The sequence below is a fragment of the Arcobacter thermotolerans genome (assembly GCF_983172305.1).
The window spans coordinates 32025-47989 of the sequence record NZ_CFAFZJ010000007.1 but is presented as its reverse complement, the minus strand read 5'-3'; the positions used below and the strand labels follow the sequence as shown (position 1 = coordinate 47989).

Annotated in this window: 14 protein-coding genes; 8 read left to right on the top strand and 6 right to left on the bottom strand. The window is 25.9% G+C overall.

Translation table 11 applies throughout. The features are described 5' to 3' along the window. The first annotated feature begins 107 nt into the window (after nucleotides 1-107). Both AC5LG6_RS06850 and AC5LG6_RS06845 read left to right on the top strand, forming a co-directional pair. Nucleotides 108-521, top strand: coding sequence for a hypothetical protein (locus AC5LG6_RS06850; protein ID WP_498586060.1), 414 nt, complete (start codon nucleotides 108-110; stop codon nucleotides 519-521). Nucleotides 522-685: 164 nt separating this feature from the next. After that, nucleotides 686-973 (top strand): hypothetical protein, encoded by a 288-nt coding sequence (locus AC5LG6_RS06845; RefSeq protein ID WP_498586059.1) that lies wholly within the window; start codon nucleotides 686-688, stop codon nucleotides 971-973. 56 nt (nucleotides 974-1029) lie between these two features. On the opposite strand, the gene AC5LG6_RS06840 is transcribed toward AC5LG6_RS06845, so the two are convergent. From AC5LG6_RS06840 to AC5LG6_RS06825, 4 genes are read right to left on the bottom strand one after another with little or no spacing between them, the layout of a single operon-like run. After that, on the bottom strand, nucleotides 1030-1827 hold the full coding sequence (locus AC5LG6_RS06840; protein ID WP_498586058.1) for a UDP-N-acetylmuramate dehydrogenase: 798 nt from the start codon (nucleotides 1825-1827) through the stop codon (nucleotides 1030-1032). Beyond that, nucleotides 1824-2690: a menaquinone biosynthesis family protein gene (locus AC5LG6_RS06835; RefSeq protein ID WP_498586057.1), complete on the bottom strand. Its 867-nt coding sequence runs from the start codon at nucleotides 2688-2690 to the stop codon at nucleotides 1824-1826. The genes AC5LG6_RS06840 and AC5LG6_RS06835 overlap by 4 nt, the downstream gene beginning before the upstream one ends. Continuing rightward, nucleotides 2687-3457: a hypothetical protein gene (locus AC5LG6_RS06830; protein ID WP_498586056.1), complete on the bottom strand. Its 771-nt coding sequence runs from the start codon at nucleotides 3455-3457 to the stop codon at nucleotides 2687-2689. The genes AC5LG6_RS06835 and AC5LG6_RS06830 overlap by 4 nt, the downstream gene beginning before the upstream one ends. Nucleotides 3458-3468: 11 nt before the next feature. Further along, nucleotides 3469-5202, bottom strand: a complete 1734-nt coding sequence (locus AC5LG6_RS06825; protein ID WP_066153696.1) for an ATP-binding protein — start codon at nucleotides 5200-5202, stop codon at nucleotides 3469-3471. Nucleotides 5203-5319: 117 nt separating this feature from the next. Between AC5LG6_RS06825 and AC5LG6_RS06820 the strand changes: the two genes are divergently transcribed. Genes AC5LG6_RS06820 through dauA form a run of 3 tightly spaced genes read left to right on the top strand, consistent with a single transcriptional unit; the run spans nucleotide 5320 to nucleotide 8245 of the window. Beyond that, nucleotides 5320-5934, top strand: coding sequence for a tetratricopeptide repeat protein (locus AC5LG6_RS06820; RefSeq protein WP_262363684.1), 615 nt, complete (start codon nucleotides 5320-5322; stop codon nucleotides 5932-5934). Nucleotides 5935-5937: 3 nt separating this feature from the next. Continuing rightward, nucleotides 5938-6576 (top strand): tetratricopeptide repeat protein, encoded by a 639-nt coding sequence (locus AC5LG6_RS06815; protein ID WP_105913370.1) that lies wholly within the window; start codon nucleotides 5938-5940, stop codon nucleotides 6574-6576. A gap of 43 nt (nucleotides 6577-6619) precedes the next feature. After that, on the top strand, nucleotides 6620-8245 hold the full coding sequence (dauA, locus tag AC5LG6_RS06810) for a C4-dicarboxylic acid transporter DauA (protein ID WP_498586055.1): 1626 nt from the start codon (nucleotides 6620-6622) through the stop codon (nucleotides 8243-8245). Between the two features lie 11 nt (nucleotides 8246-8256). Here dauA and nfo read toward each other — a convergent pair whose 3' ends face one another. Together nfo and AC5LG6_RS06800 are read right to left on the bottom strand one after the other, a co-directional pair. Further along, nucleotides 8257-9102 (bottom strand): deoxyribonuclease IV, encoded by an 846-nt coding sequence (gene nfo, locus AC5LG6_RS06805; RefSeq protein ID WP_498586054.1) that lies wholly within the window; start codon nucleotides 9100-9102, stop codon nucleotides 8257-8259. A 360-nt stretch (nucleotides 9103-9462) separates the two neighbouring features. Continuing rightward, the gene (locus AC5LG6_RS06800) at nucleotides 9463-12339 is read right to left on the bottom strand and encodes an SEFIR domain-containing protein (RefSeq protein WP_498586053.1); all 2877 of its coding nucleotides are present in this window, start codon (nucleotides 12337-12339) and stop codon (nucleotides 9463-9465) included. Between the two features lie 207 nt (nucleotides 12340-12546). Between AC5LG6_RS06800 and AC5LG6_RS06795 the strand changes: the two genes are divergently transcribed. Genes AC5LG6_RS06795 through AC5LG6_RS06785 form a run of 3 tightly spaced genes read left to right on the top strand, consistent with a single transcriptional unit; the run spans nucleotide 12547 to nucleotide 15964 of the window. After that, on the top strand, nucleotides 12547-13218 hold the full coding sequence (locus tag AC5LG6_RS06795; RefSeq protein ID WP_498586052.1) for a TnsA endonuclease N-terminal domain-containing protein: 672 nt from the start codon (nucleotides 12547-12549) through the stop codon (nucleotides 13216-13218). Continuing rightward, complete coding sequence (locus AC5LG6_RS06790; protein WP_498586051.1) at nucleotides 13205-15091, top strand: TnsB C-terminal domain-containing protein; 1887 nt, start codon at nucleotides 13205-13207, stop codon at nucleotides 15089-15091. The genes AC5LG6_RS06795 and AC5LG6_RS06790 overlap by 14 nt, the downstream gene beginning before the upstream one ends. A gap of 3 nt (nucleotides 15092-15094) precedes the next feature. Then, the gene (locus tag AC5LG6_RS06785; RefSeq protein ID WP_498586050.1) at nucleotides 15095-15964 is read left to right on the top strand and encodes a TniB family NTP-binding protein; all 870 of its coding nucleotides are present in this window, start codon (nucleotides 15095-15097) and stop codon (nucleotides 15962-15964) included. Nucleotide 15965 lies beyond the last annotated feature (1 nt).

Genomic DNA, 15965 nt, shown 5'->3' with positions numbered 1-15965 from the left:
TAATAGTTTTAAATTAAATTGATACTAATTTCATTTTAACTTTTTAAAATAGTATATGATATACTAAAAATCTTTTAAAATCTAATGTAATATACAAGGAAAAACATATGTCAGATTTAAAATTAATATCAACTACAGCATTAGCAAAAAAAAATTCTTTGATGGCAAAAGATTTATTTTTAAAATTTTATAATTATGGGTTTATTGATAAAGATGAAGCAGATTCATGGATTTTAACTCAAAAAGGTAGTTCTTTTGGAGGAGCATACTTAGAGAGTAAACAATATGGAAAATATATAGCTTGGCCAGAAAATATTGATTTAAATAGTTTTAAAACAGAAATGTTAAATGCTACTAAATTAGGACAATATTTTAGCCTATCCGCACGAAAAACGAATGTTATATTATCTGAACTTGGCTGGACAAAAAAAGGTATAAAAGGTTGGCTTATAACATCTCAAGGAGAAAAGGTAGGTGGTTTACAATCTGAAGATTTTAACCGTATGTTGTTTGGCCAATAGATATTTTAAATAATAAAAATTTAATTGCAACCATTGAAGATTTAAGTGGAAATACAAAACAAGAAAATATAAATAAAGAAGATAATAAAAAAGAGGATTTTAGAGAAAAGTTTGAGGCCAAACATAGAGCAACAGATGGTCACTTTACAAGATCAAAAGCTGAAATGTTAATTGATAATTGGCTTTATATGTTTGAAATTGTTCATGCTTATGAGAGAAAATTACCAATTGAAGAGAATGTTTATTGTGATTTTTATATACCAGCTGGAAAAGTTTATATAGAATACTGGGGATATGAAAATGATGAAAAATATTTAGAAAGAAAAAAAAAGAAACAAGAAATTTATAAAAAATATAATTTGAATTTAATCGAATTAGAAGATGCTGATATTCAGAATTTGGATGATGTTTTACCAAAATATTTACTAAAGTTTGGTGTACATACCTTTTGATTTTTTTATTTAAATAAGATTAATAAAGCTAAGATTTAAACTTTTTTGAAAAGAGATTAGTATAGGATAATTATCTCTTCTTCAAGCTCTATATCAAACTGCTCTTTTACTTTTTGTTTTGCTAGATTTATCAAAGTTATCGCTTCATCAAAAGTTCCAGAGCCATGATTTACTAAAAAATTTGCATGAGTATTTGAAAACTCCATATCTCCAATTCTATACCCTTTTAGCCCTACTGCTTCTATAAGTCGTCCTGCAAAATCACCTTTTGGATTTTTAAAACAGCTTCCAGCACTAGCCATTTGAGGTTGGTTATCTCTCATTTTTGTAAACTCGTTCTGCATATCTTTTGAAAAACCTTTAGTTTTATGAAAAACTACTTCATAAACTATAGTGTCTATTTTTGTCTGCCTATATGAAAAATCTACACTCTCTTTTTTTATATATCCATCTTTAGTTTTTATTGAGTGAATATAGTTAAAAATCTCCCAAGATTTTAAACCTGCATTCATCTTTACAAGACCACCTAAATTACCAGGTAATTTTGCTAAAAACTCCAAAGAGGCAATATCATTTTTTCTTGTATATGTAAGAAGCTTTCCACTACTTGTAGCACAACCTACATATAGCAAATCATCTTCATCTTTTATATAATCAAACTCTTCACCCAAAATTGCAAACTTTTTTTCACATTTTGGAGAGATAAGTAAATTATTTCCTCTTCCAATTATCTGAAAATCTGAATAATCAGCTATTTCGTTTATAACCAAAACCTCTTTTATAGGACCAATATGTATAGAAGAGTATCTTTTAAAATCTACTGTTTTATAGTAATTAGCTATTTTTTCACTCATCTAGCTCTTAACTCTTCATATTCACTTGGGATTAAAAAATCTTCTGCTTTTATTAAATTTTGGTAGTGTCCACTTTTGTAACCTAGCTCAAAAAGTTTATTTAGAGCTTTATATTGAACTTCACTCATTTTTACAGAGTTATCATTTGCATATAGATCTAAATATTTATCTAAAGTTGTAGCATCTACACGAATTAAGCCTTTTTCTAAAAGCATAGGAGCTAAAGTTTTTCTATTTTTATTTGCTACATCAACAGCTTTTATAAGTGCATTTTCATATTTTATAGCTTCGTGAAGCGGAATTGAACGACGAAGACACATTCCACCAAGAGGAAGGGGCAACTCTTCACCTTCGCATAATTCTACCCAAATATCCCAAATCTCTCTTTCAACTTCAAGAACACTGCTATAAGTTAAAATTGATTCATGAATTAAAACTCCTGCATCTACATCACCATTTATTACAGCATTTTCGATATCTAAAAAATTCATATAAGAAATTCTAGCATCTGGATAAGCTATTTTAAATAAAAGAGCATTTGTAGTAAACTCTCCACTAAGAGCTACTTTAAAATTTTTCTTTAGTTTAGTTCCTTTTTTCTTAATCAACTTTGGTCCGTACCCTTCCCCAAATGAAACAGCTGTTTTAAGTAAGGCAAAATCATCTTTAACAAAAGGATACAAAGCAAAAGAGATAGCACAAATATCGTAAATCCCTTTTAGTGTTGCTTGATTTAAAGTCTCTATATCAAGTGCAATATTTTCAAATTTTGTATTCTCTATACTAACCCAGCCAAACTTGATTGCATAATACATAAATATATCATCTGCATCAGGAGAGTGTCCTACACTAATAGTTCTCAATTTTGCTCCTTATTTAAAACAATTTTTGCAAATCTATAATTTGATGTTGGATTTGATATTAAAGCAATAGTTCCTAAAAAGTTTTTATCTAAAACTACCTCTTTTTTATATATTTTATCATCTATTTTAAAACTAGCCATATCCCCACTTTTTAATTTTGCAATATTTAAAAAAGTTTGACTAGCAACTAAATTTTCGTTTGTTTGCATATTTTTAAAATAAACTAAAGTTCCATTAAATGTTTGTAAATCATCAATTTCATCTAAAGATAAATCAGAACAAGAATTTACTTTTTCTTCAAAAGTTTTATCACTAAATATAAGTTCAAAATCTGTATATTTTTTAATATTTGCTAGAAGTTTTACAATATTTTCAACTCTTTCGTGATTTATTAAATCATCACCAACAAAAAGAGCTCTTTTTGAAGCTTCTTCAAATTTTACAAAAGCCTCTTCAAACTCCTCTTCTCCTGCACTACTTTCAGCTGATAAATATCCAATATCAAGATTTTCTAAAAAATCTTTTTGCTCTTTTGGTAAATTTTTTGCAAAAAAATTAAAAATCAAAGCCAAAATAGCCTCTTCACTTGCTACTTCATATTTTATAAATTGATCATAAAAATCTTTTAATTCAAAATTATCAATTGGGTGCATATATATAAAAGTAGCACTATTTTTAATAGCTTTTTTTAAACTATTTCTAAACTCCTCATCTTCAAAAAATGCTCCAACACTTAAAATATAATCATAATTTTCTATAATTTTCACTAATCTTCCTTTTAAAAAAATCCAACTTTTGTTTCACTATCAAATTGACCTTTTTTCTCTTTACTTATTTGCTCTTCAAAATCTTTTAGAGTAAAAACTGCATCTTCTAAAACAGCTAGTTTATAAGCTGTATTTTTAATAACCAACTCTATTTGACCACCTGTAAGCTCATGTTTTGCAATTTTTTCAAAATCAAAACCATTTTCTAGTGGTAAAGCTGCAGGAATGAGTTTTTTCCAAAGCTCTACTCTTTGCTCATGATTTGGTTTGACAAATTCTATTTTATAATTAAATCTTCTTGAAAATGCTTTATCAAGATTTTCAAGCAAATTTGTAGTTGCTATTAAAATCCCATCAAATCTCTCAATTTGTTCCAAAAATATATTTTGCATTTGATTATGCATCTTATCTGCACTACTTCCAGTTCCACTACTTCTTGAGCTTAAAAATTGATCTGCTTCATTTAAAAGTAAAATTGGTTCCGTTTTTGTTTGCTCTTTTATCTCATTATATTTATCAAAAATATTTCGTACATTTTTTTCACTCTCACCTATATACATTGATAAAATTTTAGAGCAATCAAAACTTAAAACCTCTTTTTTTAGAGACTTTGCAAGAGCTAAAGCTGTGATTGTTTTTCCAGTTCCAGCAACTCCATAAAAAATTATTTTTGCGTCTATTCCTCTTTTTTTATCTTTTATTCCCCAAGCTTTTAGTCTATTTATAACACTTTTATCAACTTGTTTTAAAAGATTATTTAAAGTCTCTTTTGTTTTTGGATTTAAAACAACATCTTCTAAACTTTTTTGTGCAGAAATTAACTCAAACATCTCTTGATCTTTTATAATCGTTTCAAGTTTTATTTTTGAAACTGTTGAGCCTTTTTTATTTGGATGAGATATTTTATATAAAACTTCATCTGGAATATAAAAGTTTCTATTTATTCCACCAAATGGTGTTAAAACCTCATCATAATCAACTAAGTTTTTTGAAATCAAAGTTGAACTCTCTTCAAGAAGACTTCTGTATTTTATCTTCTCATAATCATCATTTGATATTAACTCAAGTAGATAGTTCATCTCTCTTAATGTTCCATCTCCACCACTATACTCCTCTTTTAAAAGAGCCAAAAATAGTATTTTCTCTTGCTCATCCAAGCCTTGTTCTTTAAAAAACTCTTCTATTAAAATCTTGTTTGTAGTTGCATTTATTCTATCTTTTATTCTATTTTCTACAAGTAAAAGTTTATTTTTTAATCTATTTGAACTAGGAGAATTTATATCAAAATTTCTTTTTACAATATTTAGCTGTTGTGTAATATCAATTTTTAAAAATTGGTCTTGAAGATACTCTAAGTGGTCACTATAATTTTTTATTTCAGGTAATACAAACTCACTATTTCCACTTTCAAGCATTTTTAAATATGCACTAGAAAGTGCTACACTTGAGTTTATAAGTTCTAATTTTGAAGCTTCATTTAGTTTTACTTGATCAAAAGCAACTTGAATCAACCATCCATACTCAAGCAAAGATTTTATCAAACTTAGTTTTTCTAAATGTTCATATTTTTCAATACTATAAAACTGTCCTAAAATATCAATTGTACTTAGTACATCTCTTCCATTTATATACTCTTTTGAAAGGTACTGCAAAATTTTTGCTTCTTCTAAACTACATTTTAGCTGATTAAAAAATTTTGTTTTTTCAACATTTTTTGCCTTTAAAAAATCTATTACCTCTTGCATAAAACCCTTACAAATATTAATTTAATTAAGCATATATATTATCTTAAATCGTCTTAACTACAAATGAATAAAAAAATGATAAAATACAAACATTTATTTTTAAAGGAGACTTTTATTATGCTAAAAGTTATTAAGTTCTCTTCTATTTTTATAGTTTTATCTATTTTTACTGCTTGTGCTGGTCATAAAAAAGCTATGGAAGTTTTGCCAAACGAATTGGAGCAGTTAAATCAAGATTGCAAAAGAGATAGCTTGGCTTTTGAGTTAGATTGTTATGATTTTATAGCTACTAAAAATAGTTTTGCAATGCTAAGACTTGGAATTGATGCTCAAGATAAGGGAAGACCTGCTGAAGCCTTTGAAAGATATACAAAAGCACAAAAAGCTGGTAATTTCTATGCAAATGCACTTTTATCAGTTCTTTATGGTAATGGTTTAGGTGTAGAATTTGATGAAAAAAAATCTATCAATCTTCTAAAAGCTGTTGAAGATGTTGATCCAATTGCAGCTTATAGATTATCTTACTACTATTTTTCAAATGGAAATCCACAAAAAGCTATAGAACTTCTTGAATATGCTGCTACAAATGAAGTAAAAGATGCTCAAAAAGATTTAGTTCTAGTTTATACAAATGGTCAATATATCGAACCAAACGATGAAAAAGCTCTTTTTTATGATAATTTATATCAAGATGGAAAAGAAGATTTTACAAAAAAAATTTATGGTAGATAATAGATGAGAAATTATATTTTATTACCAATTTTTACTATTTTTCTTTTTAGTGCTTGTTCTTTTAAAATGCCTGAATTTCTAACTTTTTCAGATATAAATTATGATGAACTTCTAAAAGAAGCAAATATTTGTCAAGATTTGGATACTCAAAAAGAGAAGTTAGATTGTTATAAAAAAATTGAAAACAGTAACTCTTTTGCACAAATTAGGCTAGGAACTTATTATTCAACAAAAAACGACTATAAAGAGAGTTTAAAATATCTAAATATGGCTGATGAGAATAAAAACCTCTATGCAAAATTGCCATTAGCTCTTTTATACTACAAAGGAGAAGGAGTTAAAAAAGATATAAATAAATCTTTTGAACTTCTAAAAGAGTCTAGCGATATTGACCCTATTGCAGCATTTCAGTTATCAAGATTTTATCTTCAAGGGATAAATACAAAAATAGATAACGAAAAAGGTATAGATTTACTTGAGTTTTCTGCTCAAAATGGAGTATTACAAGCTCAAGAGTTATTGTCAAATGTCTATAAACAAGGACTTTATGGAGTTGCAAAAGACCAGATAAAATATGAGTATTGGTTGAACAAAGCTAATTCTAATAAAGAGGACAAAAACTCAAATATTTATATCTTCTAAAATTTTTTAAAAAGGTCGCAAATCCTATTTTAAAGAGTAAAAGATGATAAAAAGTAATATCTTTTCAGGACTTACAGTTGGAATTATTGCCTTACCTTTATCTATGGCACTTGCAATTGCAACTGGAGTTCCACCTCAACTTGGTCTTTATACAGCAATTATTGCAGGAATTTTAGCAGCTATTTTTGGAAGTAGTAAAGTAAATATTTCTGGACCAACTGCTGCTTTTATTGTTATTTTAATCCCTATAGTTCAACAATTTGGAATAACAGGGCTACTTTTGTGCGGATTTTTATCTGGTATTATTTTAGTTTTAGTTGGACTTTTTAAACTTGGTAACTTAATAGAGCTAGTTCCTTATCCTGTAACAGTTGGTTTTACATCTGGAATTGCAGTTGTAATTGCAACTTTACAAATAAAAGATTTTTTTGGTCTTACTATAGAGAATTTTAGTGGTTCTTATATAGATAAAATTGTTTTGCTTTTTAACTCTTTTTCTACATTTAATCTTTTTGAGTTTTTAACTGCAAGTGCAACGCTATTTTTACTAATAATTTGGAGAAAAACAAAAAGTAAAATTCCAGCTGCTTTGGTTGCTTTAGGAGTTGTTTCAATTTTTGTAGCTTTTTTTAACTCTTTTTATGGTTTAAATATTTCAACAATAAACTCTACTTTTACTTATGTTATTGATGGAGTAACAGCAAATGGAATTCCTCCAATACCTCTACAATTTTCTCTTCCTTGGGAGTTTTTAAAACCTCATGAAATAAATATTGATTTATTAATAAAACTTCTTCCTCATGCAATTGCAATTGCAATTTTAGGAGCTTTAGAATCACTTTTATGTGCAGTTATAAGTGATGCAATGACTGGAAATAAAACAGACCCAAATAAAGAGTTAATAGGTCAAGGAGTTGCAAATATGGTAGTGCCATTTTTTGGTGGAATTCCAGCAACTGCAGCAATTGCAAGAACTGTTGCAAATATAAATTCAGGGGGAACAACAAAATTATCTTCAATAGTTCACTCTATTTTTATATTGATTTCGATTTTATTAATTGCTCCAATTATCTCATATCTTCCAATGGCTGCATTATCTGCTTTACTACTTATGGTTGCTTGGAATATGAGTGAAATTAAACACTTTGTAAATATTTTAAAGACTGCACCAAAAGATGATATTTATGTACTTCTAACATGTTTTTCTTTAACTGTTTTAATAGATATGGAAGTTGCTGTTGCTGTTGGTATTAGTCTTGCATCTATTTTATTTATCAAACGAACTATTGATTTATACTCTATTGAGCTTGTAAGCGAAAATTTAGAAACACATAAAGATATGCCAAAAGATATTTTAATATATGATATCAATGGTCCTATGTTTTTTGGTGCTGCTCAAAAAGCTTTAAAAACTTTAGTAAATATAAATGAAGAAAAAAATATTGTAATACTAAATATGAAAAATGTATCAATGCTTGATATGACAGCAATGGTTGCGTTAAAATCAATAGTAGATAGCTTTGAAACAAAAAATAAAAAGCTTATATTTGCAGGATTAAATCAAAATGTTTTAAAAAAACTAGAGCGTGCAAAATTTGATTATGTTACAACTTTTTCAAATATAAATGATGCAATTGAGTATGCAAAGCATTTTAAAAATGTAGTATAAAGTAGAGAATTTTAATTCTCTACAAAACTATATAAAGTCTCTATCTCTTTTGCCCAAATAGACTCATCAATAGTCTCTAAAATAAGTGGAATATCATCCATTCTTGAATCATTCATCAAAAATTTAAAACTATCCCAACCAATTTGTCCAGCTCCTAAACTATCGTGTCTATCAACACGACTTCCAAGCTCTGGTTTTGAATCATTTATATGCATTCCACTTAAATATTCAAACCCTATAATTTTAGAGAATTCATCCCAAGTTTTATCATAAGCTTCACGCGTTCTTATATCATAACCAGCTGTAAACATATGACAAGTATCAATACATACTCCAACTCTACTTTTATCTTCAATTTTATCAATTATATAAGCTAGATGTTCAAATTTATATCCAAGATTACTTCCTTGCCCAGCTGTGTTTTCAAGTACAAGTTTTACACCTCTAGTTTTATCAAGAGCATAGTTCATAGATTCTGCAATATTATTTAAACACTCCTCTTCACTAATCTCTCTTAAATGACTTCCTGGATGAAAATTTAATCTATCTAAAGCTAAAATTTCACATCTTTGAACTTCATCAATAAAACTATTTAAAGATTTCTCTCTAGCCTCACTATTGGGATGCCCTAAATTTATCAAATATGAGTCGTGAGGTAAAATATGTTTTGGTTCTATTTTTGATTTTTCTAACTCTTTAAACCATAAATCAATTGTTTTATTATCAAGAGCTTTTGCGCTCCATTGTCTTTGATTTTTTGTAAATAGTGCAAAAGCTTTTGCACCAATTTCAACAGCATTTTTTGGAGCATTAAAAACTCCTCCACTTGCACTTACATGTGCTCCTACAAATTTCATTTTTTCTCCTAACTTATTTAAAAATAGAATATTTAGATAGTATCTTATTATCAATTTTTAATGTACATATTATCACTATTTAATGTTCATTCTCATTTTTTAATGTTTGTGACAAACATTGTGAGATTCAGAATAATTTGATAATAGATTTTTCATACTATAAGTCCCTTTTTTAAATGATTGTATAATATTTTTTATTAAAACCAATTTTATATGTGTACAATAAAAATTGATATTAGATTCTTTCTTTATAATCAATAATAATTGCTTAGATTGATAAAATAATCAATTCTTGTATATTTTAACCAATAAAACTATTAGATTAATTTGCTTAATACAAACTCAATCATAAAAGTAAAATTATTTATTCAAATAACTCTTAAAAATTGATTTTAAATCTGTATCAATATGATTATTATTTATTAAATTTTTTACACTTCTTTGATATTTTTTATCAATTTCGTAATATTTATTTATACTACTTCGTCTTAAAAAATCTTTTTCTAATAAAAAATCTAATAAATTCTTTTTTTTAGATTGAAACTTTGGTGGAATTGTAATATTTTCTATTAATTTAGCCTCAAAATTTAATCCATTAAAGAAATTCCTACAAAATATTGTAAAATCTTCTTCAATATTTTTTACTTGCCCTTTATTATTTAAATCATTTTCATCAATATATTTCTGAATATCCCCTAATGTACAACTTTCTAGTTCAAAATTTGCTTTAGTTAAATCACATTTATCTAATATTTGAGTATTATAAAATAGGCTATGGTAAAAAGTCATATTATCAAATTTACATTTTGATAATGCATTATATTCATGAAATTCTGAAAACCATATTTTAATATTTGAAAAATCTAATGCATAAAAATCTCTCCATATATATAGATGTTTAATTTCATTATTATTATATAATTCTTTTATTATTTCAATTCTTTTATCTCTTGATAATTCTTCACCATATATTTTTTGTGTTAAATATAATAAACTACTTATAGTGTGTTTTAATTTTATATTATTGGTACTTGATTTCTGAATTTCTATAACAATCAATGAAATTATTTTTTTAGAATTGTGAATACACTGTTTAATATTTTTGGAAAAATATTTAACTAATTCTTTAAGAATGATATGACTGCCATCATAAAATTTAGATAGCTCATTTATAACATTCTTATCCAATACTTTAATTTCATCTTGACTTAAATAATCAATTAAGGCTAATGATTTAAAATAATTAGTTAAAAAATCATATTTAAAACAAACAATCCCTTCTATTTTATTTGACTTAATTAAAGGATTTAGCAAAATCTTTTCATAAATTTCATTAATATCATTTGAATCAAAATATATTTCAATAAACTCTTTTAAATTTTCAAAAGAGAATTTATCTCCATAGCTTATTGTTAATTCTTTAAAAAAAGTAATAAATTTTGAAATATTTATATCAAATTTTTGTCTTTTTATTTCCCTTTTTAATAGTGCATGAATCAAATAATCTATAGATTCATTATTACACTTGTAATCATTATCTATAGAATCTATAATTAATTCATTTTTATCGCCTTCAATCTTTATTTCCTCTTCAGCTATTTCAGAAATTAAATTCACAAAAAATGGTAATATGATTTTTTCTTTTTCTTTGGATATTTCTAGTAACCAAGAAATATGTTTATTTATTTTTTTAACATATGCATCAGTATTTCTATATTTAGAAAATCTTTTATTTATATATTTATTCCAAATATCCTCTTCAAAACCTTTAAGATATAAAATCTTTATATCTTGGATAGTTTTTAAATAATTATTATTTTCTAAAATATTCACTCTAGAAGTTATAATTACTTTTGCTTTACCTAGCTGATTATTTAAAACTTCTAAAGAATTTATAAATTCTTTTAAATTAAAATTTTCTTTAAATAATGTTATGATTTCATCTAAACCATCTATAATTATTACAATTTTTCCAGATATAATTCCTAATTCAAATTGTTTTTGAGTTAATAAGGATTTATTTTTTATTATCATTTTTTCATAAATATCATAAAGCTCATATAAATTTTTTATTTCAAAATTTCTTATAGCATCTTTTTGAATATTGTTTCTGATAATATCTGATTGTATTAACAATGCTTTTTTAACTTTACTATCATTAATTTTATTTGTTAAAACTTGGGATAATGTACTTTTACCCATTCCTCCAGAAGCAAATAAAATTAAAGTAGATTTATCAATGTTACTTTCAATAAAATTATTTGTTATATAAGGTAAAGATAAATCTAAATTATTCTTATTCCCCAAGACATCTTCTTCATAAACTCTTTGATCAATAAAAAATTCTTCTTCTGTAATTTTATTTTCATTTTTCCATTCTTGATCAATACATTCATCCCATATAAATTGTTCAATTGTATATTCTTTTATATAGATATTTTTATTTTTATTTTCAAAAATTTTATTTATATAATCTTTTTCTCCATGGGTAGTTCTTAATATAGTTAAATTTTTAGGAAGATTCTTGTGATTCTTATCTATAAATCTTTCTAAAGTATCTTTTATTGTAATATGATTAAAAAGTACTAAAATTAATAAATCTGCATTTAAACTCGATATTTTCCAATATTCATATTTAATTCGATTCTTACCACTAAAATCAATTTCGGAATCTATTTTTTCTCTTCTTTTTGCAATAATTGCTAAAATATCATCTACTCTATCAAACTGAAAATAATTTATTGGCTTATCCCTTAATGTTTTTGTTTTAGGTGGTCTATTATTATCCTTAGCCATATGAACTCTTATTTTCTCAATTAAATAATTTAAGCTCTTATCATATTCTGAATCATTTTGAAATGATATAGAAATTTTACCCTTCAAATAATTTGGAATAGAAGAATTTCTTCTTTCTCTAACTATTGTAAAAATATTACTCTCTTTTTTTTCTGCCATTTCTTCCCAGTGTTTTATTGTATTCATAAAAGTTTCAATTCCTACACCACCATCTCTATTGTTTGCTTTTAAAGCATACTCCTCTGTACAAATAACTAATACTAAATTACTTTCAAATATTCCTTTTTCCATAAAATAATTTTTATCAATTTGATTATTTAGATCATACTCATCTAAAATAATATGGAATTCTTGATATTCTTCTAAATCATCAGCAAGTTTTTTTACCCATTCTTTATGCGTTCTACTGTCCCAACTATAACTTATAAAAATCTTATACATATTATTCTTCCCCCTAATTTTTGTAGTATCATTCATTAAATTCTATTCTATTAAAATTTAAATTATTTTATAATGATTTCGAAATTATATTTCTTCTTTTTAAAATATTATATATACTTAATTTACTATAAATCAAGAATGCGAAGAAATATTTTAATAAAAGAATATTTATACTATAATTTATCAAAATAACTTTGGATACAAAAAATGTATGATGATGCAATAACTTTTGGACAAAGACAAATTAAAAAAAACTATCGTTCTATTACTGGACATTTCCCAAGTGTTAAAAATAATAGATCTATAGGGTTTGAATCCTCACTTGAAAAAATACTTTTTCTCTATTTAGAATTTGATAATACTGTAGAAACTTACCAAGAGCAACCTAGAATTAGGATAATTCAAAATGGTAAACCACAAAAGTATGATGTAGATTGCTTTGTTAAAAGATATAAAAAATCAAATCTAAAAGATGCACTTATCGAAGTTAAATACCTAAGTGAATTTGAAAAAAACAAAGATATCTATGAAAAGAAATTTAATGCAGCAAAAATAAGATCTGATGAAATAGGTGTAGATTTTAAATTTCTTACAGAACTTAATTTTAATGATATTTATATATCAAATATTGATTTTCTGTATAGATTTATTCTTCATCCATCTGAAGATAAGTATGATGATATTATATTAGATGTCTTAAAAGATAAAAAAATATCAGCCCTTGAACTAGCAAATTTAATTATGAAATCTCAAAGTGAGTATCAAAGAGTTTCAAATAATATTTGGAAACTTGTGGCTCGAAATATTTTAAAAACTGATTTAGAAAATGAAAAAGTTACTATGAAATCTATCCTGGAGATAAATAATGGGAGTAATTAAATTTAATATAAACTCAAAAATATTTTATGAAGATAATGAATATATCATAAAAAGTTATCCTTCTGTTGATAAAGTTTTATTAAAACAGATTAGTAGTCCCTATAAAGAAATTATTGTAAAAGTAAATGATTTAATAAAAGATTCTAAAAATACAAATGAACATGAAAAATCACAAGTAGAGTATCGTGATAAAGCTCTAGATAAAGCAAAAGAAAAGTACGAAATAATTAAACCTTTACTTCAAATGGAGAATAGAACAGCTAAAGATGTAGAAAAACGAGCTAAAAGATTTAAAAAAGGTATAGCAACTCTTTATAGATGGATTGAAACTTTTGAGAAATTTGGCACAGTTAGTTCCTTAGCAGGAAATAGAGAAAACTGTGGAGGTAAAGGAAAATCTAGATTTCCTCAAAAAACAGAGGAAATTATAAATACAATAATCAATGAAGTGTATTTAGATGAACAACAATTGCCATTTTCAAATATTTACAATGTCATAGTTAATGAATGTAAAAAATTTAATGTTCAGATTCCTAAAAAAGGAGCAATCAGAAATCGGCTTAATAATATCAATCCCAAGTTAATTGCAAAATATAGAAAAAATATTAGTGTAAGAGAAACCAGAGGAATGCCTGGAAAATTCCCTGAAGTAAAATTACCTCTTGATGTTATACAAATAGATCATACTAAAGTTGATGTAATTTTAGTTGATGAGGAAACAAGAGAAGAAATAGGAAGACCCTTTATTACTGTTGCTATTGATATGTATAGTAGAATGATTTATGGATTTTATATTTCGTTAAATGCTCCTAGTTATTTTAGTGTGGGACAATGTTTTTTAAATGCAGTATTACCAAAAGATGATTTTCTGAATCAACATGGTATAAAAGGAGAGTGGCCAGTTTATGGTTTACCTCGTAAAATTCACATGGACAATGGAAAAGATTTTAGGTCGATAAGCTTACATAGTTTTTGTAGCGAATTTGCTATTGAGGATATCTATCGTCCAGTAGCACGTCCTGAATTTGGTGGTGCCGTAGAGCGTGTTATCGGTACTTTTATGAAAAAAACACATGAATTACCAGGAAGTACTTTTTCAAATATATTTGAAAGAGGGAAATATAAATCGGGTAAAAAAGCAGCCGTAACTGTTTCTGAATTAGAAAAGTGGTATGTTGATTTTATAGTAAATGTATATCATAAAACAGAACACAGTTCTTTAGGAATGACTCCTGAAGAGAAATTTTATCAAGGTTTACTTGGAGTTGGAGATGAGAAAGAAATACCATTTTTACCAATAGTACCTGCTGATACTATAAAATTTAGAATGTCCTTACTGCCAAAAATAAAAAGAAGTGTTCAAAAAAATGGGATAACTATTGATTATATTACTTATTTTTCCGAAACTCTTAGAAAATATATAATTCCAACTCAATATAAAAAATTAAAACCTGATTTGATAAATGAAGTTGAGTGTAGAAGAGACCCAAGAGATATTAGTAAAATCTATGTTTATGATGAAGATATTAAAGATTATATAATAGTACCATATGCAGATATACGAAGACCAGCTATGGATTTAACAGAATTAAGAAGATCTATAAGTGAAGCAAAAAAAGCTATCACAGGTAGGGAACTTGAACCTCATGATATTTTTGAAGCTCATGAAAGATTAAATCAATATATTTTGGATGCTAAAAAAGAAACTAAGTCTGTTAGAAGACAAAAAAGTACAAAAAAACATCAAGAAAAAACGATGGAATATGAATCAAAAGTACTAGATGTGACTCCCAAATCTCAATCAAAATTAAATTTAGAAAAACAATTTAATGAAGATGATGACTCAGATTATGAAATTTATCCAATAGGCTAATTTATGAATGATAGAAATTTAACACTTGAAGCTTTTGAATATTTAAGTAAAAGTGATGAAGAAAGAATTATATATTGCAAAAAAGACCATTGGATTGGATATAGTTCAGCTGCAAAACTTGTAGAGATTTTAGAAGATAAATTTTTAGACCCACCTCAAATGAGACATGAGGGATTACTTATTTATGGGGATTCAAATAATGGTAAAACAGCAATTCTAAAAAGAATGTATGAGTTACATAAAACAAAACTTGATTATGTCACAAAAGATGGTGAAGCAATTTATGAGATTCCAATAATATATTTTCAAGCACCAACAGCTCCTGATGAAAGTAGATTATATAGTCTTATTTTAGATGAATTATGTGTACCTAAAAATAGAATAGAAAAAGTTGCTATTAAAGCAAATCTTGCAAAGCATCATTTAAATAAATTAGGCACTAGAATGATACTAATTGATGAAATACATAGTGCATTAAGAGGAAATTTAAACAAGCAAAGAACTTTTATTGATGATTTAAAACAGTTAAGTAATAGTTTATCTCTAACAATTGTTTTAGCAGGTACAAGAGAGGCATATTCAGCTTTATCAATAGGAAATGAAACAAGTACAAGATTTCCTGCACTTGAACTTCCTAGATGGAGTAATGATAAAAAATTTAGATCATTTGTGGCAACTTATGAGAGATGTTTACCTCTAAAAAAAGCTTCAAATATGGCTGAAAATCATGAACTCATTAATAAGTTATTTTATAATTCTGAAGGCTTAATTGGGAAAACTGTAAATTTATTAAAAAAGGCTTCTATAAAAGCAATTAAATCTAAAAGAGAATATATCACTGTTGATGATATAGAGTATTTACCAAAGTTGTAAC